The organism is Bizionia gelidisalsuginis, assembly GCF_008086185.1.
Classification (GTDB): Bacteria; Bacteroidota; Bacteroidia; order Flavobacteriales; family Flavobacteriaceae; genus Bizionia; species Bizionia saleffrena.
The window spans coordinates 62,059-87,939 of record NZ_VSKN01000006.1 but is presented as its reverse complement, the minus strand read 5'-3'; the positions used below and the strand labels follow the sequence as shown (position 1 = coordinate 87,939).

General features: G+C 35.9%; 10 protein-coding genes. 6 read left to right on the top strand and 4 right to left on the bottom strand.

Translation table 11 applies throughout. The features are described 5' to 3' along the window. Positions 1–109: 109 nt before the first annotated feature. Together ES677_RS06300 and ES677_RS06295 are read right to left on the bottom strand one after the other, a co-directional pair. Positions 110–1,894: an aminopeptidase P family protein gene (locus tag ES677_RS06300; RefSeq protein ID WP_148380779.1), complete on the bottom strand. Its 1,785-nt coding sequence runs from the start codon at positions 1,892–1,894 to the stop codon at positions 110–112. Positions 1,895–2,248: 354 nt separating this feature from the next. Further along, positions 2,249–2,875 carry a hypothetical protein gene (locus ES677_RS06295; protein WP_148380778.1) on the bottom strand — a complete coding sequence of 209 codons (627 nt, stop codon included), beginning with the start codon at positions 2,873–2,875 and terminating at the stop codon, positions 2,249–2,251. A gap of 517 nt (positions 2,876–3,392) precedes the next feature. Here ES677_RS06295 and ES677_RS06290 point away from each other — a divergent pair. From ES677_RS06290 to ES677_RS06265, 6 genes are all read left to right on the top strand, one after another. Further along, the gene (locus tag ES677_RS06290; RefSeq protein WP_148368900.1) at positions 3,393–3,845 is read left to right on the top strand and encodes a hypothetical protein; all 453 of its coding nucleotides are present in this window, start codon (positions 3,393–3,395) and stop codon (positions 3,843–3,845) included. A 221-nt stretch (positions 3,846–4,066) separates the two neighbouring features. Beyond that, positions 4,067–5,371, top strand: a complete 1,305-nt coding sequence (locus tag ES677_RS06285) for a hypothetical protein (protein ID WP_148380777.1) — start codon at positions 4,067–4,069, stop codon at positions 5,369–5,371. 84 nt (positions 5,372–5,455) lie between these two features. Continuing rightward, positions 5,456–6,919 (top strand): T9SS type B sorting domain-containing protein, encoded by a 1,464-nt coding sequence (locus tag ES677_RS06280; RefSeq protein ID WP_148380776.1) that lies wholly within the window; start codon positions 5,456–5,458, stop codon positions 6,917–6,919. Position 6,920: 1 nt separating this feature from the next. Beyond that, a complete protein-coding gene (locus ES677_RS06275; RefSeq protein WP_148380775.1) occupies positions 6,921–9,572 on the top strand; it encodes a PorP/SprF family type IX secretion system membrane protein in 2,652 nt (883 codons plus the stop codon). Between the two features lie 73 nt (positions 9,573–9,645). Beyond that, the gene (locus ES677_RS06270) at positions 9,646–23,508 is read left to right on the top strand and encodes a T9SS type B sorting domain-containing protein (protein WP_148380774.1); all 13,863 of its coding nucleotides are present in this window, start codon (positions 9,646–9,648) and stop codon (positions 23,506–23,508) included. Between the two features lie 33 nt (positions 23,509–23,541). Next, complete coding sequence (locus ES677_RS06265) at positions 23,542–24,546, top strand: PorP/SprF family type IX secretion system membrane protein (protein WP_148368907.1); 1,005 nt, start codon at positions 23,542–23,544, stop codon at positions 24,544–24,546. Positions 24,547–25,075: 529 nt separating this feature from the next. Here ES677_RS06265 and ES677_RS06260 read toward each other — a convergent pair. Next, entirely contained in the window at positions 25,076–25,546 is a 471-nt protein-coding gene (locus ES677_RS06260; RefSeq protein WP_148368909.1) for a nucleoside deaminase, read from the bottom strand. A 103-nt stretch (positions 25,547–25,649) separates the two neighbouring features. After that, positions 25,650–25,841 carry a cold-shock protein gene (locus ES677_RS06255; RefSeq protein WP_148368911.1) on the bottom strand — a complete coding sequence of 64 codons (192 nt, stop codon included), beginning with the start codon at positions 25,839–25,841 and terminating at the stop codon, positions 25,650–25,652. Positions 25,842–25,881 lie beyond the last annotated feature (40 nt).

The following is a 25,881-nucleotide window of genomic DNA, read 5'->3' as shown; positions in this document are numbered from 1 at the left end:
CAGCGATGCTTTATCTTTTTATTAATGCCGCACGACTTTAAACCGTAATAACCGTTTTCATAAATATATAAAAAAATAGACTCATAAAATTTCTTGTTTGCAAAGGTTGTTACAATATTTTACAGATATCTTTTAACCAAGCCTTTTCATCGGTATTCAATAATGGCGATAAGTGCTCAAAAACCATTTTATGATACGCATTAAACCATTCCTTTTCAGAATCTAACAATAACGTTGTGTTTATGAGTTGTCTGTCTATAGGGAATAACGTAATTGGTGTAAAGCCTAAAAAGTCTCCAAATTCGGTTTGTTGTTTACCTACCGAAAGCACTACATTTTCAATACGAATACCATAAACATCTTTTTTATAACACCCAGGCTCTATTGTTGTTAATTGATGTGCAGCGTGTGCTGAACTACCACTACTCGTTGCTGGATTGGTTGTAAACCCTTGCGCCGGTTCATGCACCATCCCAAAACTTCCTATACCGTGACCAGTACCGTGCGCATAATCTAACCCTTGTTTCCATAAATGGACTCTCGCAAAAGCATCCATTTGCATACCGACTGTGCCTTTAGGGAATTGTAATTTCTCGAGTTCTATATAGCCTTTTAACACAGCGGTATACGCCGTTTTCAATTCGTCTGTAGGTGTCCCGCCTAGCCAAACGGTGCGGGTAATATCTGTAGTACCGTCCTTGTATTGCGCACCACTATCGACTAAAAGAATATCTTCGTTTTTTACGCGTGCAGAGCCATTTTTTGGTGCTGTATAATGAATAACCGCTCCATTGCCTTTATAGCCTACAATAGCAGCAAAAGATTCGCCCATATACAAGGCTTGTTCTTTCCGGAAACTCTCTAACTTTTTACCAATCTCGTACTCTGAAAGAGATTTTGTTTTAAGTTCTTTTTCCAACCATATAAAAAATTTGGTAAGCGCGATACCATCCTTAATCATACAGTTTTTTGCACCCTGGATTTCGGTTGCATTTTTAATAGCTTTCCATTCTTTAGCTACTGAATTCTGAACTATAAATTGACTTTTTACAGCATTATAAACGGCATAATTTAAAGAGGATACATCTGCAATTATTTTTTTATTCGCTTCTATTTCTCCTAATTCATCAATTGCTACATCATAATTAACGATGTTAATATTCAATTTTAAAAAGGTCTCGATAGCTTGAGACGTAAATCGATTCCTATTGCAGAATAGGACTGTGTTTTCCAACCCTACCATGGCGTAAGCGGTAACTAAGGGTGTGAAATCGATATCTTGAGAACGGATATTAAACAACCAAGCTATTTCATCTAGACTTGAAAACAAATAGTAATCGGCTTTGGCATCGGTAATTTTACTTTGAACTTTTTCTATTTTTGAAGCTGTTGTTTCACCGCTATATTCCAAGGGATGTAAATTGACTGAAAAATTAGGTAGTCCAGGTCTATCAGACCAAATATCATCTACTAAATTTGGGATATTTTGCAGTTTAATATGTTTCGTTTTCGCTATGCTCTCTATATAATCAAGTTGAGCTTTCGAAAACTGCAAAAAATCTATTCCTATAACCGCCTTTTCTTTTAAACTATCACATATCCATTGTACGTGTTCGGGTGCATGAGGAACCGACTGTTTATGTAAGTTGATGTTATAAGCAGCGCATTCATCTTCAAATTGTATAAAATAACGAGAATCTGTCCATAAGGCAGTTTCATTGTGGTTAACGACTAACACCCCAGCAGATCCTGTGAATCCAGTAAAATATTCCCTTACTTTCCAGTGTTCTGCGACATATTCTGATTGGTGGGGATCTGTTGATGGAATAATTACGGCGTCTAAATTGTATTTAGATAGTGTTTGGCGAAGTTTTTCTAGCCTTTTATTAATCATTTGTAGTAAATTATTATGTTTAGATAAATCGAAGTTTAAACTATTTTCTTCAAGTTCCCTGTTACCTATTAATAATGTAACAGGGTTCGAAATTTAAAAATAACACTATATATTTGATTGTATATCATAATTTATGAGAAAGTGAAAGCAATAGATCGGTGCTATTTTAAAATAGTACACCTTATAGCTCCCGCATTCGTTACCCAAGTTAAGTTTAGGCGTGTAGCGTCGTATAAAATTCTCAGAAAAAGGGAAAAGTTTCGCTGTACCATTTCATGATAGCCAAATCACAGAACGAGAGGGATAATAGACCCTAAAACATCAGTTTTTACGGTATATAAAAGTAATACTACTTTATAAGTCAGAATTAAAACGCTTTAAAATAATGTTTTTTTCTACTACCAATAACCCATTGTATAGTTTAGGATTTAAAATTCTGGTGATATCTCCTTTTTTTGCTAAACGTTTACGGCATAATTTTGTAAGTAAATAGTCATCATTAAATAAGAAACTTTCTAAAGCATATTCTTTATGTAATGGTACTTTGATAATAGGAAACAATTGTTTTAGAATTTTGTAACGTCGGTCGTTTCCGGGTATAAAGGTGAAAAAAGTGTAGCGTCCATCAGCATCCGTTTTTATCCAAGCGTTATGCTTTACGTAACGCTTACCGTTCTGTTTTTTTAATTCAAAATCACCAAATTCATTAGGCTGTTCTATATATAGTAAAACATTTACTGCAGGAGTTATACCATCGCTGTTATAAATGGTTCCTGAAATTTTAAGCTTATCACGCTTTGAATCGTAATCTGGAATAGTATCGATATTATTTAAATTAAGTTCTGTATAAACGTAGATAGAGCTGCGTTTTAAATAATTTAAAGTGGTTTCGTGCGAAACTTCTTGGTAATCTTGAGAGTAGCTTAAAAAATTAGAGCTCAAAAAGGATACAAATAGTAAAAAAGTGGTTAGAATTTTCATAATAATAGCGTTTGATTACTATTAAAATAGGGGGTTTTATTTTTAATTTCACTAAAAATCGCACGAACGCTTAAAATTTACGTTGAAATGTTATTTAAAGTCAATTACCTCGATGAAATGCAGTCGATAAAGAAGAAATGTAATTATGTATTTTAGGTTAAAATAAATAAATTTTAAATTTAAATGGTCACCATATTTCGTGCTTAATAACAAGTAAATGAATGGAGTACAAATAAAAATAAAGTATTAATTTTCTTACAAATAAATTTTATAAGGATAAATGAGCACTAAAGAATGATCTCTTTAATAGAAATAATTTCTATTAAACTGAAGACCTATTTGGTATTTTAACTGTACAGCTATTTGTCGTATAAATATGCCCTTTACCCAATGTTTATACAGTTTAACTGATAAAAAGAATAGTTGCTCGATAAAATTATCTTAAAATATTTAAGAATAGAGTTGTTTTTTTCAATAATTTATATAGATTTGTTAAATAAAACTTAAAGCCCCTCAAATGAAAGCAAAAACTACTTTTTTTACCATTATTTTTTTTATGATAGTGAGTATTAGTTCAGCACAGAAAAATAAACAATCTCTTCAATTGATCAATGGTAAAGTCGGCATTGCTAAATATCACAGTCAAGATGAATTAAGTAGATTATCAAAAGGAGCTATATTAACTCTATATATACGTCGTATAGAGGTTATTGTAAAAATATTACCTAATATCGCCTTTGCAACTACCCCAAATGTTACTATGGAAACTTTAGGGATTCCTGAGACTAAAGAAAATATTAAAGCGTTGCAAGCAAACCTTGATGCTACTACAAATTATTTTGATAGTACCGTAGAATTTCAGAGATCAATATTGCCGTATTCAGATTCCAGAGATCTTATATCTGCTATATTATTTTATGAAGAAATATTAAAATCTCTTCATACTTACAACGATTTTAAATCAAATTAGTTCTATTCAGGTGTATTCAAAATCTTTAATAAATACCTAAATCCATTCACTATTTAATTAACAACCTTCGTTATTGTTAAATTTGTAAGAAAAGTATTATATTTTTAAATTATTTATGCATTTTAGCGTCATTATTTGCATTTAACGTGTATTTATTCATATAAATTTTTATATTCGTCCAAGATATTATTCCCAATAATTTATAAATTGATTTAACCGCTATGAGAAAAATCACTATCAACATCCTGCTTTTAATAGTTACACTTAGTTGTACCTGTATTTATGCGCAACAAGAAAAGGGAATTACTGGTTTTGAGAACTGGTTAAATAATTGGACACAGTTTAAAGCCAATAAGGTTGTGTATGGAGAGCCTACTCAAATACTGAGTGGTAATATTATTAAAGACACAAAATTATATAAAAAAGATGTCTACCTCCTACTTGGTGACGTATTTGTTAAAGACAGTACAACGTTAGTTATTGAGCCCGGAACAGTAATAATCGGGGATTTCAAGACTAAGGGATCACTTACTATTAGTAATGGCTCTACCTTAATTGCTAATGGTAAAAATACAGATCCCATTATTTTCACATCAAGCCGTAGCGTAAAAAAACCAGGAGATTGGGGAGGTCTTTTCATTCTTGGTGATGCACCAATTAATAAAAATGGTGGTACCGCAGTTTTAAATTTTGGTTTAAATCCAACAGATTCTAGAAGTATTAGCTATGGTGGCGATAATCCAAATAGTAATTCTGGAATTTTAAGGTATGTTAGGATAGAATACGCTGGTAAAAGAACTAAAGACTATGGCTATTTTAACGCACTTACTCTCGCTGGCGTTGGTAAAGACACAACACTAGATAACTTAATGATAAGTTATTGCGAAGGAAACTCATTCAGTATTTTAGGTGGCAATGTAACTTTAGACAAACTAGTATCTTATAGATCGAGTAGTAATGATTATCAAATAAATTATGGTGCTCAATGTACAATAACGAACTCTTTGGCAGTAAAATCTCCTTATGTTTCTAAGGCAGGAGCTTCCAGATGTTTAAATATATTAAATCATGATCCAGATACAACTCCCGACTTATCGAAAACGCAAACCGTAGTCGAGGCAGAAAACCTTACTTTAATTAATATAAGTAATGACTTAGAGAATGATATCAAAATTGGTTTAGTAAACGAAGCTATCTTTATAGGAGACGCCGTTACCTTCAAAATTGATAAAAGTGTAATTTCGGGATTTAATCCTGCTGTTATATTAGGTAAGAAGATTGAAATAAATAATGAAAGCCTTGAGAAAATAGTGTTTACTAGAAATTATTTTAACAGTTGTAATGGAAATATTTTTGTCAAGGATAGAAGAAGTAATGACGATTTAGAAAACTGGTACGGAAGCAGGGCTTTCAATAATGTGTATTCAAAAGGCACAGATACGGAAACTTTTATAGATGCTAAAAACGTAGATAGCCCAGATTACAGATTACGAATTAACCGTATAATTGCTACCAATAACGAATAATAAATAATAAATGATGAGAGTGTATAAACTCTGAATATAAATTTAAAATATTAGTTATAGAATAGAAAACTACAAGCCATCCAAATGTACACCAACAAATTAAACTACAAATCATACCTCCTACTATGCTTTTTAATTTTTGTTTCACAACAAAAAGTTAATTCGCAAATAGTAATAGGAACTCCGAATTTAGGCTTTACTCAAGCATGTGCTAATGCGGATTTTAATACCTACTCTACTACTTTCGTGTTTTCTCCAGAAAATGGATTAAGTGCATCAAATCAATTTTCAATTGAATTGTCTGATGCTAATGGTGATTTTTCTAATGAAACTACCCTATATACGTCTAACGCAGGAACGATTACAACGTCTCCAGCAACCATAAACTTCTCTTTACCAACTACAACGGCCGGAGAAAATTATAAAATCCGGATAAAAAGTAGCGCACCTATGGCTACTAGTTCTAGTTCTAACTCTTTTGCCGCTTATTACAAAATTCAGGATGCACCATTCACTATTAATAATTTAGTGTCCACAGGTGTTTACTGTTTAGGTGGTAGTTACTTATTGTCGATAGACAATCCGGGGTCTGGTAATAACAATTCTCCCTTAAACTATTCTCAACTTACCTTTAAATGGTATAAAGAAACGGGACCGACAACTTCAATTTTTGTTTCTAATGGTGCATCATTATCAGTAAATCAAGAAGGCACCTATTTTGTAGAAACAAATTATGGCACGTGTACTTCCAATTCATTCTCTAATCGCGTAACTGTTAGTTCGGTGGCTTCGGGAGAGACCGACGCAGGTATTGCTTCTAGTTTAGGAAATCAGTTTTGTCCAGATCAAGGGGCTACAACTTTAAGTACCATTCAAGGTAACAGTTATCAATGGTATAAAGATGGTGAAAGTATTTCTGGGGCTACAAATCAAATGTACGATACTATAGAATCGGGTACTTATGCCGTGCAAGTAGACTTAGGAAGTTGTTTTGCATCGGGTGCTATTGCAATAATGAGTGAGCTTTTTGAAAGCACTATTAATGTTGATGAAACGAATAGCATTGAAGAAGATGAATCTCTATTAGTACTCATTTCTTCTACTGCTAACAATCCAGAATTTGAATGGTATTTAGATACCGTTTTAATTCCTGATGCCACCGAAGATAATTTTGAAGCTACCGCTTATGGTAATTACAAAGTGGTAGTTACCGAAACTATGGGCTGTTTAGGATCTCGCGAATTCTCATTTGAGATCACTAAACCTTACGATCCTTTTCCAGAGGTCGAAAATATTCCTAATTTAATAAGTCCAAACGGCGATAGCATTAACGATATATGGATGTTACCGGCAAAATATGTAACTGGGACAGATACCCATATAGTAATTATGTCTAACAGAGGAGAAATAGTTTTACAAACCACCGATTATCTTAATAATTGGCCAGAAAACGATTTAAATCTTACAAGTATTAATCAGGTGTTTTATTACATAATAACAACGTCCGATAATGAAATTAAAAAAGGATCAATAACATTAATTAAATAATATGAAACAACATCTTCTGGTTTTAGTTTTATGCATCTGCTCTATTCAGGTGTATTATTCTCAAGAAGATAACGGCGTAGTTGCACTTAATATTCCCTTAAGGAATTCACTAACTTTTAACCGTTTTACTATAAACCCAACATTTAGTTTTGTGCGTGAACAGGATAAATACATTAGTCTTTCTAATAAACGAGAATGGGTAGAGTTTGAAGATGCACCACTCACCTATTTAGCAAGCTATTCAGGGCGTTTTGGCGAAAATATGGGTGCCGGAATTGCCGTATTTCAACAAAACTATGGTGTTTTAACAACGTTTGGAGGGCTTCTAAATTTTGCGTACAATGCGAGACTAGATAGAGACAGTAATCTAACTTTTGGCCTTAATATTGGCGCTTATAAGAGTGGTTTAAATACAGGAAAAGTAGTCACTAATTTCGATGATCCTTCATTAGAAAACGTTCCAGAAAATTTTTTAATCACCGTTAACCCAGGTATTAATTACGGCACCGGTTTTTTCGATTTCGGCATATCCCTTAAAAATATAGTTGCCTACAATTTAGAATCCTCAATGCTAATTGAAGAAAATCCTGAACAAGGTATACAAGGACATATAATGTATACAGGATATTTAGATACGCGAGATTTTTTTGACGAAAGTAAATTTACAGGTTTGCTAAAATCTGAATTTAGAACAGAGGAAACCATTATCTCTGGTTTGCTTATGATTACTGTTCCTAAAGGAATTTGGGCGCAAGTGGGTTATAATACTATTTACGGTGCTTCCGGAGGTCTCGGTCTTAATATTTCTCCACAAATTGCTATTGAATATAATTTTGAAAAAGCACTCGGTGATTTAACAGAGTTTGGTCCTTCTCATGAGATTTCTCTTGCTTATAGGTTTAAAAGCACAGAAAATTATGAATATAGCAGTGGTGATGAAATCGCTGGTTTAATTTCTGGAAATAATAAAAACCGTAAAAAGAAAAAGGCTACAAAACCACAAATTGATAGAAAAGCGATTGCAGAACAAAAAGCTCAAGAACAAGCTGCCGCCGATGCCAAACGATTAGCCGAACAGAAAGATAACGATAAAGCTGCTGCTGACGCCAAACGATTAGCAGAACAAAAAGCTCAAGAACAGGCTGCCGCCGATGCCAAACGATTAGCCGAACAGAAAGATAACGATAAAGCTGCTGCTGACGCCAAACGATTAGCAGAACAAAAAGCTCAAGAACAGGCTGCCGCCGATGCCAAACGATTAGCCGAACAACAAGCTAATGATAAAGCTGCTGCTGATGCCAAACGATTAGCAGAACAACAAGCTAAAGATAAAACTGCTGCTGATGCCAAACGATTAGCAGAACAACAAGCTAAAGATAAAACTGCTGCTGATGCTAAACGATTAGCAGAACAAAAAGCTCAAGAACAAGCTGCCGCCGATGCCAAACGATTAGCAGAACAACAAGCTAAAGATAAAACTGCTACTGATGCTAAACGATTAGCCGAACAACAAGCTAAAGAGCAAGCTGCTGCTGCTGCCAAACGATTAGCAGAACAACAAGCTAAAGATAAAACTGCTGCTGATGCCAAACGATTAGCAGAACAACAAGCTAAAGATAAAGCTGCTGCTGACGCCAAACGATTAGCGGAACAACAAGCTAAAGAGCAAGCTGCTGATGATGCTAAACGATTAGCCGAACAACAAGCTAATGATAAAGCTGCTGCTGATGCTAAATTATTAGCAGAAGTACAAGATAAAGAAGACGCTGTTTTAAATCCTACCGACCAAGTGGGAAAAGCTATGCTTACTATTACAAAAGAAACAGAAGAATTGAAAACGACCCAAAATGAATTATTACAAAAATTTGATAACATCGTTGAAATTAAAAACCAAGATCTTCAAGATTTAAAAGAAGAATATGAACTAAGTCTAAAGGGTATTGTCGCTAAACCAAAACCTTTTAAAAGTATAGCAGAAGAAAACAATACTTTAAACGCTATTAAATCTGATTTAGAAGCGATTATTGAAACACGAAATGAAGAAATTGAAGCTCTAAAAAAATTATATGATGATAATTCAGACAATGATTTTGTAAAATTAGAAGGCGTTAATCTTTATTATAGAAAAGCTATCGAACGCTTAGAATTGGAACAAAAAGAAGCTGAGATTACTAAAAACGAATTAAATGCACGATTAAAAGACATTAATATAGCGACTGAATTCGAACGAAAAAGAAGAATTAAACGTGCTGCATACGACAATGACGAACAACGCTATTTACAAGATAGAACAACACTACAAAATCTAAAGAAAACGACTACTGTAAGTACTACTTTACTGACCTCTGATGATTTTGATTTTGGAGAAATACAAAATAAAAACATTCAAATTCTTAAGGATATTAAAAATATAGATGATGGATATTATTTAGTATTAGCGGTACATAGTGATACCAATAAAAGAGATGACTTTGTAAAAAAAGTGATTAAATCTGGAAGTTCAGATGTAGATTTCTTTTACGATTTAAATTCAAGTACATACTATATATATATAAATAAATATGACAATATCCAGGCGGTAAACAGAGCGCTAGAATCTAAAGAAAATAAGCCCTATAACATTAATATGTCTGTAGTGAAAATAGAAAATTAATAAACTAAATAATCTTCGTTTTGTTATCAATTCCCCCTAAAGTTGATAACAGAATGAGCGTAAAATTAAAATTATGGAAAGTCCTACTATTTCTAAATTAACCATTGCTGTACTACTATTCTTCATAGGTTTCGCATCCTATGCTCAAAATTATGAACCATTTGCCCCTAGATTCAACGAGGATTTAAAAGGAGACATCATACTTATTGGTAACAATATTCTTGGCCCAGATAATAATGCCTTTAATGACGATGATGAATATAACCACAATGTGGATATGCGTTATATTGACATTGACGGTGATAATACAACGTTTAGTTCTTCAAGTGCCGATTTGGATATCCCGAATCCGAATTGCTATGGTATAATATATGCTGGTTTGTATTGGGGGGCGGTTAATCCTGGTAACGAACCTATAACAGACGTAAAGTTAAAAGGACCAACAGGTGCCTATAATGATATACAAGGAACCATTATTTACAACGCTAATGGTACATCTGTAGACGGGGGGAATAGCTTTTCTTATGCGTGTTATGCAGATGTTACAGATATAGTTACAACTCTAGGTACCGATTTGGGTACTTATACGGTCGCTAATGTCTCTTCCGGCGAAGGTGAAACTTCAACTTTTAATCCGTACAACGGTACAGGTCAATCTGCTGGATGGTCTCTTTTTGTAGTTTATGAAGATCCTACTCTACCGGGTAAATCCATTACAAGTTTTGATGGTTTTAGTTCCATTAATGTCTCTGGTAATGCAAGCTTAGATATTCCTATTAATGGTTTTAGAACCGTTCCTGCTCCTGCTCCAGTACGCGCAAATTTTGCTTTTGCAACTCTAGAAGGAGACAAAGCAATTACGGGTGATAGATTATTGTTAAATGGTGTAAGTTTATCTGCAACGGATCGTCCTGTAAATAATTTTTTTAATAGTTCTGTAACACAATTAAATGCGCTACCAGTTAATAACAGAGTGCCTAATAGCACCAACACCTTAGGTTTCGATACAGGCGTTATGGAAATACCAAATCCTTCCAATGGTGTAATTGCGAATGATGCAACATCAGCGACCATTAGTCTAGAAACAAGTGGAGATACTTATTTTCAGTATTTTTTCGCTTTCGCCGTAGAAATAATTGAACCCACTATAGTACTAACCAAAATTGTAGAAGATGATGCTGGTAATGATATTGGCGGACAAACCGTTGGTTTATCTACCCCTTTAAATTATGTTATAGGTTTTCAAAATATAGGGAACGATAATGCCACTAATTTTCAGATTAGGGATATTCTTCCTATAAATATTGTATTTAATTATCCTACCGATCTAGTACTTCCACCTGGCGTAACAGTAGTAAGTTACAATCCTGTTACTCGAGAGCTAATATTAAATATTGAAGATTATTTGGTTGAAGAAAACGATCCTGTTTATGAAATTAGGATAGAAGTTGAAACAGTAGAAAGTTGCCAACAATTGGCAGATGCGTGCTCAAATATTATTAACAACCAAGCGTATGCAACATACAATGGTTTTTTCAACCCTACATTTCAAATTTCTGACGATCCAAGCCTTAATAGTAACACAGGTTGTTTACTAACGCCGCAAGCAACTAACTTTTTAGCCAATCTTGATGATTGTGTTTTTACCCAAAACGAAGTGCTTTGTGGTTCTAGTTTAGAAATGACTGCTGCAAACGGTTACGACACTTATTCTTGGTCTACAAGCGCAACTGGTTCTCCAGTAATTGGAACAGACCAAACAGTTACTGTTACAGAAACAGGAACCTATTATGTGTTTAATACTGCTATAGCGCCTTGCCAATCCATTGTACAAGAATTTGTTGTGACGCTTTATGGTGGCGATGTAGAAAATCCTATCATACCGTATGCAGATGAAGTCGTTACCTGTCCCAACGACGGTAAATTATTGCCAAACATTTTTCTATGTGGTGCAAATGATACGCGAAATATCCAAACGAACATTTCGGGTGCGTCAACAATGATTTGGGAACAATTAGATGAGTCTAGCTGCACTGCCGTTTCTAATACGGATTGTGCTAATGAAGACGATGCTTGCGTTTGGAATGAAGTAGCTACAGGGCCTAACTTTTTAGCGAATGCGTCTGGGCAGTTCAGACTTACGATTAATTATTCGGGAGGGTGTTTTGTACAGTTCTATTTTAATGTCTATCAAAACTTATTAGATCCAACAGTTATTTCAAACGATATTATCTGTACAACCCCTGGAAGTATTACTGTTAACAATGTACCTACTGGTTACGAATATAGCTTAGACGATATTACCTACCAAAACAGCAATGTTTTTACAGTTAATACTGCTGGAACTTATACAGTTTACATAAAACAAATTGATGTTACAACGAACCCTTGTGTGTTTACAGTACCAGATATTCAAATTAGAGAACGTGACTTTACAGTATCTTCAACTATTACACAACCGCTTTGTTACGGTGATTTGGGGAGTATTCAATTGGCTGCTAATGATGTAGAGCCGCAATATTCATATGCCTTATATGAAAATGGAAGTTTAGTAAATAGTGTTGGACCTATTTTAGAAAATACGTATTCTTTCGATAATTTAAATCCCGGAACGTATACCGCTACAGTAGAAACTGAAGATGGTTGTACCTATTCTGAAGACATCACTATCATAGAGCCTCCATTGCTAACCGTTACCGCTGCTATTACTAGTCCATTAACCTGTAATAATGGAGAGATTACAGTATATCCTGAAGGTGGAACACCACCATACTTTTATTTTGTAAATAGCGCTACCGATTTTCAAACGGTACCAGAAATACTGGTTATTTCTGCAGGTGTTTTTGACATCACAGTGGTCGATTCTAATAATTGTAGCGCAACGACTACCATTACAGTAGACGAATTACCTGAACCAGAATATACCATTAGCCAAACAGATATCTTGTGCTATAATGATAACACGGGAACAATTCAAATTAATGTAACGGAAGCCAACGGATACACATTAGAATTTAGTATAGACAATGGTGCTACTTACAACACTAATTCTTTATTTTCGAATCTTACTGCTGGTAATTATGACGTATTAATTAAATATTCACTTGGTGGTTCAGAATGTTTTACAACAGCACAAATAATTACTATAAATCAACCCGATGAAGCTTTAACAGCTACTGCAGGAATTTCTGAACTGGCAGGTTGCGGTCCGTCTGGAGAAGGTACCATTCGCATTACAAATCCTCAGGGCGGAACACCATTTCCTGCACCAAATTTCTATGAGTATAGTTTTGATAATCAAGCCACTTGGACGACGTCAAATGACGCCTATGTAACCCCAGGGACTTATACTGTTTATGTTCGTGATGCTAATGGATGTGTTTTTGCTATGCAAGATATTATCTTAGATCAAGAACCTCCTGCACCAACAATCGCTTTAGGCGACACTATTTTTAATTGTGATGGCTCAGGAAACGCGACTGTAACAGTCACTAATAATGGCGGCTCCTCTTATAGTTACGATTATTTATTAGACGGTGTGCCTAATCCAAATACAACAGATCCTCAAACATTTATAAATGTTCCTTCTGGTTCTCATACTATTAGTGTAGAGTATACCTTATTAACGGTCTCAACATTTAGTAATTTATTATACGAGACTTTTGGGTATGGTGAAGACACCACTTCTCCTGGAATTAATCCAACTTACTACTGTTTTGAAAGACAGGTTACAGCAACACAATGTGGTAATAGTCCGGCTATTAACGATGGTGAGTATTCTGTTACTTCCAATATAGAAAACCCTTTTGGTTCGTGGATAAACCCTTTAGACCATACACCTGCAACCACTCCACCAACACCAGATGGAAGGTTTATGGTTGTAAATATTGGAGCTTCGATACCGGCATCCGAAATTTTATATCAAAAACAAATTATTGATATCATTCCGAATCAACCAATACAAGTTGAGTTTGCAGCTATGAATTTATTGCAAACAGGAAATAATCAATTCGATCCTAATTTGAGAGTTGCCTTAGTGGATGGTTCTGGTACAGAAATTTCTTTCTACAATACAGGAGATATCCCTAAAACTGAAAATTGGGTTGAATATCCTACAACACCTATAACTCTAGATCCCGGAGCTAATACCAGTTTAACCTTTATATTACGCTCTAACGTACAACAAGTTAGTGGTAACGACGTCGCGATAGATGATTTAAAAGTATATCAACTTCCTGCTGCTTGTGCTACAATTGTAGATTTTCCTTTTGTAGTTCCTTCAGGAAATGCTTTTACTGCTGATGTAACAGGAACTTCAATGGTTAGTTGTGCAGGTGCTTCGGACGGAACGTTTACAATTGCAGCTCAAAATTTTGATCCGACTTTAGGTTTCCAATATTCAACAGATAATGGAACAACGTGGTTTACACAAATGACTTCTCCTTATACCATAACAGGATTGTCTGATGGTAATTACGATATTCAAATACGTTATGATGACACAGCTGACACTTGTCTTTTTACTTTTACAGAAACAATAAGCGCTCCAGATCCTTTAGCTGTTACTACTACCAATACCGAAGTAACGTGCTTAGATGGTGCGACAATTACAGCATCTACAACGGGGGGAACACCTGCCTATTCTTATCAATTAATTGATACAGTCGCTCCTTTTACAGTAACCGATTTTCAAGGAAATGGTACGTTAACTAATGTTGCTCCCGGAACGTATACTGTTGAAGCGACGGATTCTCTTGGCTGTACAGCATCTACTACGGTTACCTTAGATGCGCCAGATATTCCAGAGGCTATTATAAGTGTTACATCTGATTTTTGTTATGATACTACTGACGCTACAACACTTGAAGTATCGGTATCTTCAGGTCAACCACCTTACCAGTTTAGTAGTAATGGTGACGGGTTTCAAACGAGTAATATATTTGATAATTTAACACCTGGAACGTATACCATTATCGTTAGAGATGCTTATGGATGTGAGGTAACGTTACCAGCTCAAATTATAGAACCACAATTAACACTTACTACTGTTTTAACCGAAGATTTAGATTGTACTGCTACACCAGATGCAGAGATTACAGGAACTATTTCAGGTGGATATGCACCTTATACTTATGCGATTTCAATAAATAGTGGTGCGTATACAACTTTAGGTACAACAGGAACTCCTTTTACCTATACCACAGGGACATCGGGAACTTATCAGTTTCAAGTTACAGATGCTCAAGGTTGTACTGCAGAATCCGGTATAACTACGATTTCACCGTTATCAAACCCAACGGCAACAGCAACCTCAGTCGATCCATTGTGTTTTAATGGCGCTGCAGGCGAAGTACAATTATTTGGATCAGGAGGTTTAGGAGGTTACACGTTTAGTTTTGATGGCGGTGCTTTTACAACACAATCATTATACACGAATTTAAGTGCGAATACGTCGTATACTTATCAAGTACAAGATAGCAATGCGTGTTTATCACCTATTTATACAATCACACTAAATAACCCTTCAGAAATAGAAGCCATAGCTTCTGTACCAAATAACACTACGTGTAGTGCGACAACTTTGATTACAGTTGCTGCAACAGGAGGTACAGGAAGTTATACCTATAGTTTTGAAGGCGGTGCTTATTCAAATACGAATACATATACAGTAACTAATACTGCAACGACACAAACTATAACCTATTCTGTAAAAGATACTAATGGGTGTATAGATACAGAAACCATAGTTATTTCACCTTACAATCCTCCAACGGGAATGACATTTGCAGATTCAAATGCAATTACTTGTAATGATGCCACAACAGATGTAACTATAACACCAACAGGAGGTGTAGGCCCATTTGAGTTTGTAATTACTGCTCCTGCAGCAGCAACTACAAATGTATCCGGAGTAAGCACGGGTGTTTTTACAGGGTTAACGCCTGGTAACTACACTTTCGAAATTACGGATGCTAACGGGTGTACAACTAGTGCTTCCCATACTATTGCTCCAGCCATAAATATTGCAGTTTCAGGTACGAGTAGTGATGAAGTGTGTTTTGGCGATGCTAATGGTGAGGCGATTTTCACTATTACGGATGTAAGTAGTTCTGGAAATTTCACTTATACTATTACACCGTCTTCAGGAACAGCTGCACAGACAGGTAACATTGTAAACGTTACAAATCTAGGAGCAGGAACCTATACCATTAATGTACAAGATATTACCACAGGATGTATTGATTCGGCTTCAGTAGTTATTAATGCTGCTACAGAAATTGTCTTCTCAGCATCGGCAACCAATGTGAACTGTAATAACACAATTTCAACGATTAGCTTTCCAACACTATCTGGTGGCGCACCAGCATATACTTATGCTTATGTTGCTTCAGGAAGTCCAGCGCCAGCGCTTGGGACTTATAGTAATGGAACTACTGTAGATACAGCTGTTTTAGGATTAACTATAGATATCTATGTAAAAGATGCTAACGATTGTGTCGTTATGACACCAATAACAATTACTAGTGACCCTACACCTAACGTGACACTAAATATTGATAATCAATGTTCTGTGGGCGGCAATTATACAATAACAGCCTCAGCAAGTTTAGGAGTTGCTCCCTATACCTATAGTATTGATGGAACGAATTTCCAATCGAGTGCCACATTTACAGTTGCACCAGGAACCTATACGGTGACGGTTAGAGATGCTAACGGTTGTATTGCTAATAGTAATACGGTAACGGTTTATCCACAGTTAACATTATCACCTAATTTAGATAAGGAGATTACGTGTAGTCTTCCACAAGACGCTCAAATTACGTTAACAGCTAACGGAGGAAATACACCAGCTTATACTTTTGAATATTCTACCGATGGTGGAACAACCTACTCGCCTATGGTTAGTAACGTATTTAATACATCAACACCGGGTAGTTATACGTTTCAAGTAACTGATGCTAACGGTTGTCAAGCAGTAACAACAACTGCTATCGATTTAACAACACCTATAGATCCAGATATTACAGTTACTCAAACTGCTTTTATTAATTGTAATGGCGAAGAAACTGCGGCTATTTCAATAACTCCAGATACAACGTTAGGTCAAGCTCCCTTTGTTTTTGAAGTTATTAATACAACTACAGGAACAAATTATGGAACACAAACGTCTGGATTAGCAGCAGGAGATTATACAATTACTGTTACCGATGCTAAAGGCTGTACTGAAATAGAGACGATTACTATTTCAGAACCTATCCCAATTGTGGTGAATTACCATGCAGTGCCAATTACGTGTACTACAGGAGGTGTTTCTCAGGGTTCTGTAATTGTAGATAGTGTAACAGGAGGAACAGCGCCTTACAACTATTTTGTAACAGGTACCAATGGTTATGCGGAGTCTGAACTTAACACTGCGGGTACAACTTCTGTTAATTTTGATGTCGTTGATTTTGGATTATACCAAATAAACGTTGTGGATACTAATGGCTGTTCTGTCTTAATTCAAGATGTACTAGTGGCATCACCACCAGACGATTTAGATATTACAATTGATGCAACAGCAGATTGTGCTACTGGAGGAGAAGCCACAATTAGTATTGGTACTACTCTTGGAAGCCCTGGTCCTTTTTACTTTGCAATTTATGATGGTACCATTCCAGCAACTGCCCCAACCCCACCTGCAGGTGGATGGCAAACGGAAACAACTCCAGGATCTAATTCAACTGTTTTTACAGGTTTAACTCCAGGAGTTTTATATACTTTTATTGTGTATGACACGGTAACATCGTGTTACTATTTTGAATCTGCTGTCGACCCTATTCCAACGAATGCAACTGTAACGGCTTCTGCTATAACTTCAAATAATATTACGTGTACTGGTAGTGCCGATGGTAATGTGTCATTCACGTTAAACAATCCTGAAGGAATTGCTATCGATGTAACGTATGAAATATTTAACTCGCTATCATTAGCAACAACCTCTATTGTTGGAAACGGAACTATTCCTGCAGGAGGCACACTATCGGTAACGAATTTAGGCCCTTTAGATTTTGGAAATTATTATGTTCTTATATCTGAAACCTCTGGTCCAAATGCCGGTTGTAGTATAGTGACAGTGCCTTTTAATATTACAGAATCTGCAATAGATTTAAGTCTAACGGCTTCCGTCTCTTCAAATGAAAACTGTAATGACCTTGGTGTTATAACGGCAGTAGCGAGTAATGGTACTGCCCCTTATCAATATCAAATATTATTAGATACAGATGCTGCTCCAATAGCAACTAGTACAGGATGGGCATCGGCTAATACTTTTACAGTGGCAGCAAATGGATATACAATATATGCTATTGATGCTTACGGTTGTATTAGAGATTTTGATATCAGTTTAATAAGAGATGCTGAACCAACAATCGATCCTCTGGTAGCGCCATGTTTTGTAGGTACTCCTATAAATGGTACGATTACAGGAATAGTTTCAGTAGGAACACCACTGTATAGTACCAATGGAACTACTTATTCTTCAGATCCGAACTTTACAATTTATACGCCAGGTACTTATACCTTATATATTCAAGATGGTAATGGATGTGTGGCAACAACACCTTATATCGTCAATGATGATTTACAATTAAACGCTGCACTGATAAAAGCTTTAGATTGCACGGTTTCACCAGATGCAGAAATCACATTAACTGCAACAGGAGGAGACACGACGTCTTATGCTTACGAAGTGTCAACAGACGGAGGTACCACTTATACCCCAATGGCTACAAATGTTTATACAGCCACCACTTCTGGAACATATACCTTTAGCGTTATAGATGCTGCAGGATGTCAAGCAATTGCAACGTATACCTTAGATCCAATTCCGACTATAGTCTTTACTACAGTAGAGACCGATGTTACCTGTAATGGTGGTAGTGACGGTACTATTACTGTAAATGTAACGGCAGGTGTTGGTCCTTTTCAATACCAATTGGATGGCGGAGCTCTTCAGAATTCAAATGTTTTTACAGGGTTATCTCAAGGAACTAACTACGTTATAACTGTAATGGACACGCAATCGTGTACTTTGGCAAGTGCTCCAATAACCATTAATGAACCAACAGTTTTAACAGCTTCTCACACCGTATCTGCAAATACAACCTGTGATATAGAAACAATAATCACTGTTACTGGACAGAACGGAACGCCTACAGGAAGTGGAACAGGTTACTATTACAATTTCAACGGTTTTGGCTTTACAACCAATAACATGTATACAGTTAATAATAATGGAACTGTTCAAATTATTACTTATACAGTACGAGATGCTAATGGCTGTATAGTGTCTGGTTCTGTTACTGTTGATCCATTAGATTCGCCGACAGATTTAGATTTTAGTGCCACGGCGATTACATGTTTAATAAATGATGGTACAGTGACATTAACGGCAACCAATGGTGTTGCCCCGTTAAGTTTCGAAATTCTATCGCCAGCGAGTGCGACGACTAATACAACAGGTGCTTCAAATGGAATGTTCACAGGATTAACACCTGATGACTATACTTTCCAAGTTACCGATGCTAACGGTTGTAATTATCAAGAATTATATAACCTTATAGACGTTGAAAATATAACGGTTGCAGGACAATTAATTAGTGATGTGACTTGTAATCCAGGAGCAAATGGTGAAGTGTTATTTACCATTTCAGATTTTACAGGAACTTATAGCTACTCTATAAATGGAGCTCCACCGGTAACCGGACAAACAAATCCAACAGTAACAGTCTCTGGGTTAACCGGAGCGAGTACACAAACTATAGATGTTACAGATGAAACTACAGGTTGTACTGTGACAACTTCAATTGATGTATCACAGCCAGCTACTTTAGGTTTAACATTAGATACTAATATTAATGCGACTTGTACTATGGGAGCGCAAGTAAGTGTTACAGCTTCTGGAGGTATTACTCCATATTCATATTCTTTTGTAGTGAGTGGTGATCCAGCAGGAACATATTCGTCTTCAAATTCAGCAATTTTAGATCCCGCAATATCAACAACGTGGGATGTGTATGTGCAAGATGGTAATACGTGTGTTATCTCAACGCCATTAACAATTACTATTGCAACAGACCCAATTCCTTCAGGAATAACAATCTCGGGCTTAAGTCAATGTCCAAGTCCATTAAACGACTATACGTTTACAGTAGATGTTGCTAGTGGAATAGCGCCTTATGAATATAGTATAGGTAACGGATTCCAAACGAGTCCAACCTTTACTGTAAATGCACCAGGAACTTACAATGTTATTGTAAGGGATGCTAACGGGTGTACAAATACAGCTCCTTTTACTTTCGATATATTACCAGCAATTCAATTTTCAGCTGTTATTACTACAGCTCCAAGTTGTGATGACGACGACGGTGAGATAACAGTAGCCGGTTCTGGAGGCTCAGGAAATTATACATATTCTATAACTCCGAATCCTTCATCAATCACCTTGAGTGGTGACGTGTTCTTTGGTGTACCATCAGGGACGTATACGGTGACTATGACTGATGCAACAACATTATGTACACAAGAGATCGCCTTAACATTAGACCCTGCGACGCCAGTAAACTTTACACTAGACGCAGATAATGTAACGTGTAATGGAGGAAGCGATGGTATTATTGTTGTCGATTTACCAACAAGTAATGATAACCCAATTTATACTTACGAAATCACTGCGCCTATTATTGTGGCACCTCAAACGTCAAATGTCTTTACAGATCTAGTGGCTGGTACCTATACGGTTCAGGTAAATTCAGGTAAAGATTGTGTAGCTACCGAAACTATTGCAATTTCAGAGCCCGATGCCATTTTAATCTCTGCTCCTACAGTATCTCAATATCTTTGTGCTACTGGTAATACATTAAATTATGCTACAATAACGGTGACAGGTGTTACGGGAGGATCTGGAACGTACACGACTTACGAATTTATCGAGAGTGGTACGGTCGTTCAGTCTGGAAGTAATACTACTTATACAGAATCAGATGCCTCTGGCGGAACCTACACGGTTAATGTGTACGACGATCAAGGCTGTTTGGGTACTACAACTGCGGCAATTACTATTAATCCGTATATAGAATTAGATGCAGTAACAGTTACTGTTGATACTGCAATCTCTTGTACTAACCTTGAAGATATAACAGTAACCGCTTCAACAACTGGTGGAACACCGCCGAATTTAGAATATATTGTGGAGGATGTTGAAGGTTCTATTACAGGAGGTGTCTACAGTCAGACAAATACCACTGGCGTATTTACAGGTTTAAATATTGGAAACTACAGTATCACAGTTACCAATTTGGATACTGGATGTAGTATTGAAAATGTACATTATGTAAACGATCCGAATACTTTCGATCTTATTTTAGATACTGTAATCGATGTTACGTGTTATAACGATAACGATGGTAGTGTAAGTATCACTTTCATCGATCAGGTTATTACAGGAACAAATCCAGATCAGTCTGGACCATTTAACTATACTATAGAGGATAGTTCGGGAGCAACAGCTGCTACTGGTACTACTTCAAATGCGGGGCCTATAACTATAACTGGGTTAACCGGCGATACGTATACTGTAAATGCGACACTAATTTCTAATCCTTTTTGTACAGTAACTAAGAATTTCACGATTACGCGACCTAACGAAGAATTAACGCTTATGGCTTCCGAAGCTTCAAGTGTAACTTGCGATAATAACTCAGGCTCTATCGATGCTAACGCAAATGGCGGCTGGGGAAATTTGGAATATGAATTAGTTTTAGCGGGAACAGTTGTTGAAGCGTATTCTTCAAATAGTTTCTTTTCAGAGTTATCTGCGGGAACTTATACCGTAAATGTTAGAGATTCTGAAGGATGTATCGCAACAACTGATGTTATATTAGACGTACCGACACCTATCAGCGCGACATTTACACCAAATACAACAATGCTATCGTGTTTTGGAGATCAAAACGCTTCAATAACAATTACGGGTGCTGCTGGTGGTCAAGGGAGTAATTACACCTATGTTCTAAACACCCTTTTTCCAACAGTGAGTGGTTCTGGTCCTCAAACAACAAATATGTTTGGCAACTTAGGAGCAGGAATATATTCTGTTACCATAACAGACGGTTATAATTGCGCGTTTACTTCAGTAGATATTACTATCGCACAACCAACACCAATACAAGCGAGTTTAGTGAAGGAAACAACGCAAAGTTGTTTGGTAGAATCTACTTTAACGCTATCAGCATCTGGAGGAAACGGACCTTATACCTATAGTGAGACGGATACCTTTACAACGGTTATAGGATCTTTTGCAACAAATACCACTTTTTCTGTACCGGAAGGAACCTATCAGTATTATGTTCAAGATGCTAACGGGTGTATTGCGAATGTTTCAAATGAAATAACAATAGATCCACTTCCAGAATTAGTAATAAATTTACAATCTCTCAATCCTACAATTAATTGTGCAGGAGATAATAACGGAAGTATTATAGCAACAGCTCAAGGCGGACTAGGAAACTATGTCTATACTTTAGAAGATACTGCCGGAAATACTATTACTGCAACTCAGGATAGTCCGGGCATATTCACAGAACTGGTCGCTGGTACTTACGTGGTAACGGTGGTTAGCGATGATTGTGTTATTACGTCAAATCAAATAACGATTACCGAGCCTTCTGCGCCATTAACCGCTGAATTTGAAATTACCGATATTACATGTAGCGGTAGTAATAATGGTATTTTAGAAATTACTGCTACTGGAGGAACAGGAATTATTAAATATGCGATCTCACCACAGTTAAATCAGTTTTTCGATACTAATGTATTCGAAAACTTAGCCCCTGGTGATTATGAAGTTGTTGTTCAAGATGCTTTAGGGTGTTACCTTACTTTCGATTTTACAATTACGGATCCTTTACCTGTCATCTTAAGTATTGTTCCGAATTCAATTTTCGCAGCAGTGTGTGATGGCGATGCAGATGGAGAATTTAGCATCGATATTGATGGCGGAAGTTTACCTTACAGTGTGAGCCTTGACGACTACAACGGTCCGTATATAACCGGTAATGCTACGCAGACCATATTCGATTTTACAGATTTAAACGGTGGTGACCACATAGTGTATATTCGCGATGCGGTAGGTTGTGAGTCTGAATGGAATATTACGTTCCCAGAATCAGTGATCATTAACCCTACTCTAGAGATCGAATATCTTTGTGAAAATAATACACTCACCAATTCAGTAACAGTTATTATAGATGAAAGCATTACAGATAGCTCTCAAATAGATTATTCTTTAGATGGTGGTGCGTACCAATCAAGTAATGTATTCACAAATGTACCTTCAGGAACAAATCATTATATAGATGTTAGACATACCAATGGATGTATTCAAAACACAGATTTCTTTGTTATTGAAAGCTACCAGCCGCTATCACTTAGTTTATCAGAAGGAAATCAGCCTGGAGAGTTTATTGCAACAACTACTGGTGGCACTGGAGATTACGAGTACACAGTAAATAACCAAAGTTATGGCGCTGTAGATGTGTTTGTAGTAACCGAAACAGGAACTTATTATGTTACGGTAACAGATAGTGCCGGCTGTCAAGCTGAAGCTGTAATAGATATAGACATTGTGGGGCCGTGTATGTCTAATTATTTCACACCTAATAGTGATGGTATCGCCGATACTTGGGCGCCAGGTTGTACAGAAGATTTTCCAAACCTAACCTTCGATATTTTCGATCGCTATGGCCGTAAGGTTGCAACATACCGCGTTGGTGAGTATTGGGATGGGCGTTATAACGGTAAAGAATTACCTACAGGTGATTATTGGTATGTGGTTAAAACAAATAGCGACCTTTTAGATAAGGATTATGTTGGACATTTTACACTTTACAGATAATAGAACCTAAAGCATTTTAAAAAAATTAGTCAAATGAAAAAAATCACACTTTATATCGTTCTTTTTATCTCGTCTTATGGTTTCGGACAAGAATTAAACTTACCGGTGTTTACACAGTACTTAGCAGATAACGATTTTATTATTTCACCCACCTATGCTGGCGTTGGCGATAATTTAAGAATTAGAGCCAACGGATTGACGCAATGGGTAGGCATTAAAAACGCTCCCGATAATCAGGCGCTATATGTCGATTTTAGAATTGCAGATCAATCTGGTGTTGGTGTATCTCTTTATAATGATAAGAATGGAAACACACGACAAAAAGGGGTTAAATTTTCTTTTGCGCACCATATTATTTTAGATTATAAATCGAAACAGTATTTATCTTTCGGACTTTCTTATAATATTAATAGCTTTAGAATTGATATTGAAAACTTTGAAGGTACCGAAGAAATGCCAATCGTAGATCCTAATATTAGAGATGACAGATCCATTTCTAATAATAATTTTGATGTTGGAATTCTATATCGCTTAAAAATGTTTTTCTTAAGTTTTAATGTAAATAATATATTAGACAAAAAGATTGATGCCTTTACAGGAATAGAACCGAGTAAACTATTAAATTTTCAAACCTATGCTGGATATGTTATTAAAAGCAAAAGTATGAGAAATACAGAAATTGAACCTTCTATATTTTACCAAAGGTATAATAGTGATGGACGTTCAAGTACAGATATTAATTTAAAATATAGAAAGTATAACGGCGATGGCGATTATTACTGGGTAGGTGCTTCTTACCGGTTTTTAAACGATCAAGCTTTAAAACCTTTAAACATTGGACCAATGGTGGGGATTAAGAAAAATGAATTTTATTTCGCCTATTCTTACCAAGCCACAATGAATGATTTATCGGGATTTAATTCTGGAACGCACGCGATAACTATAGGTATAGATTTCTTACAAGGAGTAAGCGATTGTCCGTGTACGCAAGGTACAAGCTGGAGACGCTATAGAGAAGCGGGGGTAAATGATAAATAATTAACTATTAAGTGTCTTTAAAGGAAAATGAAAGGAGGATTAAATTGCTGCCAATGTAGCATTTAGACATTCGGGTAAACGGTTCTACTTTATATAAACACGCAGCTTATTGAAAGCTATATCTAGTTAAATTGGTACGAAATATAAACAACTAAGAGACATAATCCTTTATTATTTCTCTTAGTTATGTCTGTATTCAGATCCATATCGATCGCAATTATTTGAAACTTGTTTTTTGGTATTACCGTTTTGGGGTACACTACCAAAAGTTATAAAGTAAACCCTAAAATAGCACTCAAGAAACCAGCTTAAATTCCGTCAATGTAATTTTCAACTATTGTCCGATTGATCGCAGTCGAAATCTGTTTAGCTGCTAAAACACTTCATTTTACAGACAACTTTAGAGTGTGAATAAGCCAATTTTGGATATTTTTATCTTTGAATTTGAGTCATTGATTGAGTTTAATTATTAATCCCTTTAAGGATAAAATATTTTAACCCAATATTAAAACCTCCCCAAAATCAGTTCCTAGTATTCCGTCTTATCCATTTTTTTAACCCATTCTTGAAAAGGTTTTATCGCAATTTCTGGCGCAAGTTGTACAAAAGGAATACTTCTTTTGTTGTAAGGCAAAGGGATTTCTTTATAAATAAATTCATCATCAAAGCCAATATTTGCGGCATCAACTTGACTGCTTCCGTAGTACACTTTATCTGGTCGCGCCCAATAAATAGCTCCTAAACACATAGGGCAGGGTTCGCAAGACGTATAAATTTCGCAACCGTCTAACTGAAACGAACCTAGATTTTTACACGCCTCTCTAATAGCAGTAACTTCGGCATGTGCTGTGGGATCGTTTGTAGACGTAACTTTATTATTACCGCGACCCACTATTTTTCCGTCTTTTACAACGACACAACCAAATGGACCACCTTCGTTATTGTTCATACCTTTCAACGCTGCGTTTACAGCTTCTTGCATAAATTGTTCTTTATCCATTTTTAAAACTATTTTTTAGAAAAATACAAATCATTTCACAATTTCACATAAAAAAAGCCCATCAAAATATTGATGGGCTCTTTTAAAAAACTTGAAGTATATATTACATAACTTTTACGTTAACTGCATTTAATCCTTTGTTTCCTTCTTGTAAATCAAATTCAACATCGTCACCCTCACGGATTTCGTCGATTAATCCTGAAATGTGTACAAAATGATCTTTGTCTACTCCTTCTTCAGTGATGAATCCAAATCCTTTAGTGTCGTTGAAAAATTTTACTGTTCCTTTACTCATAATAATAATAATTGTAATTAATAATTTGATAACTTGAGTG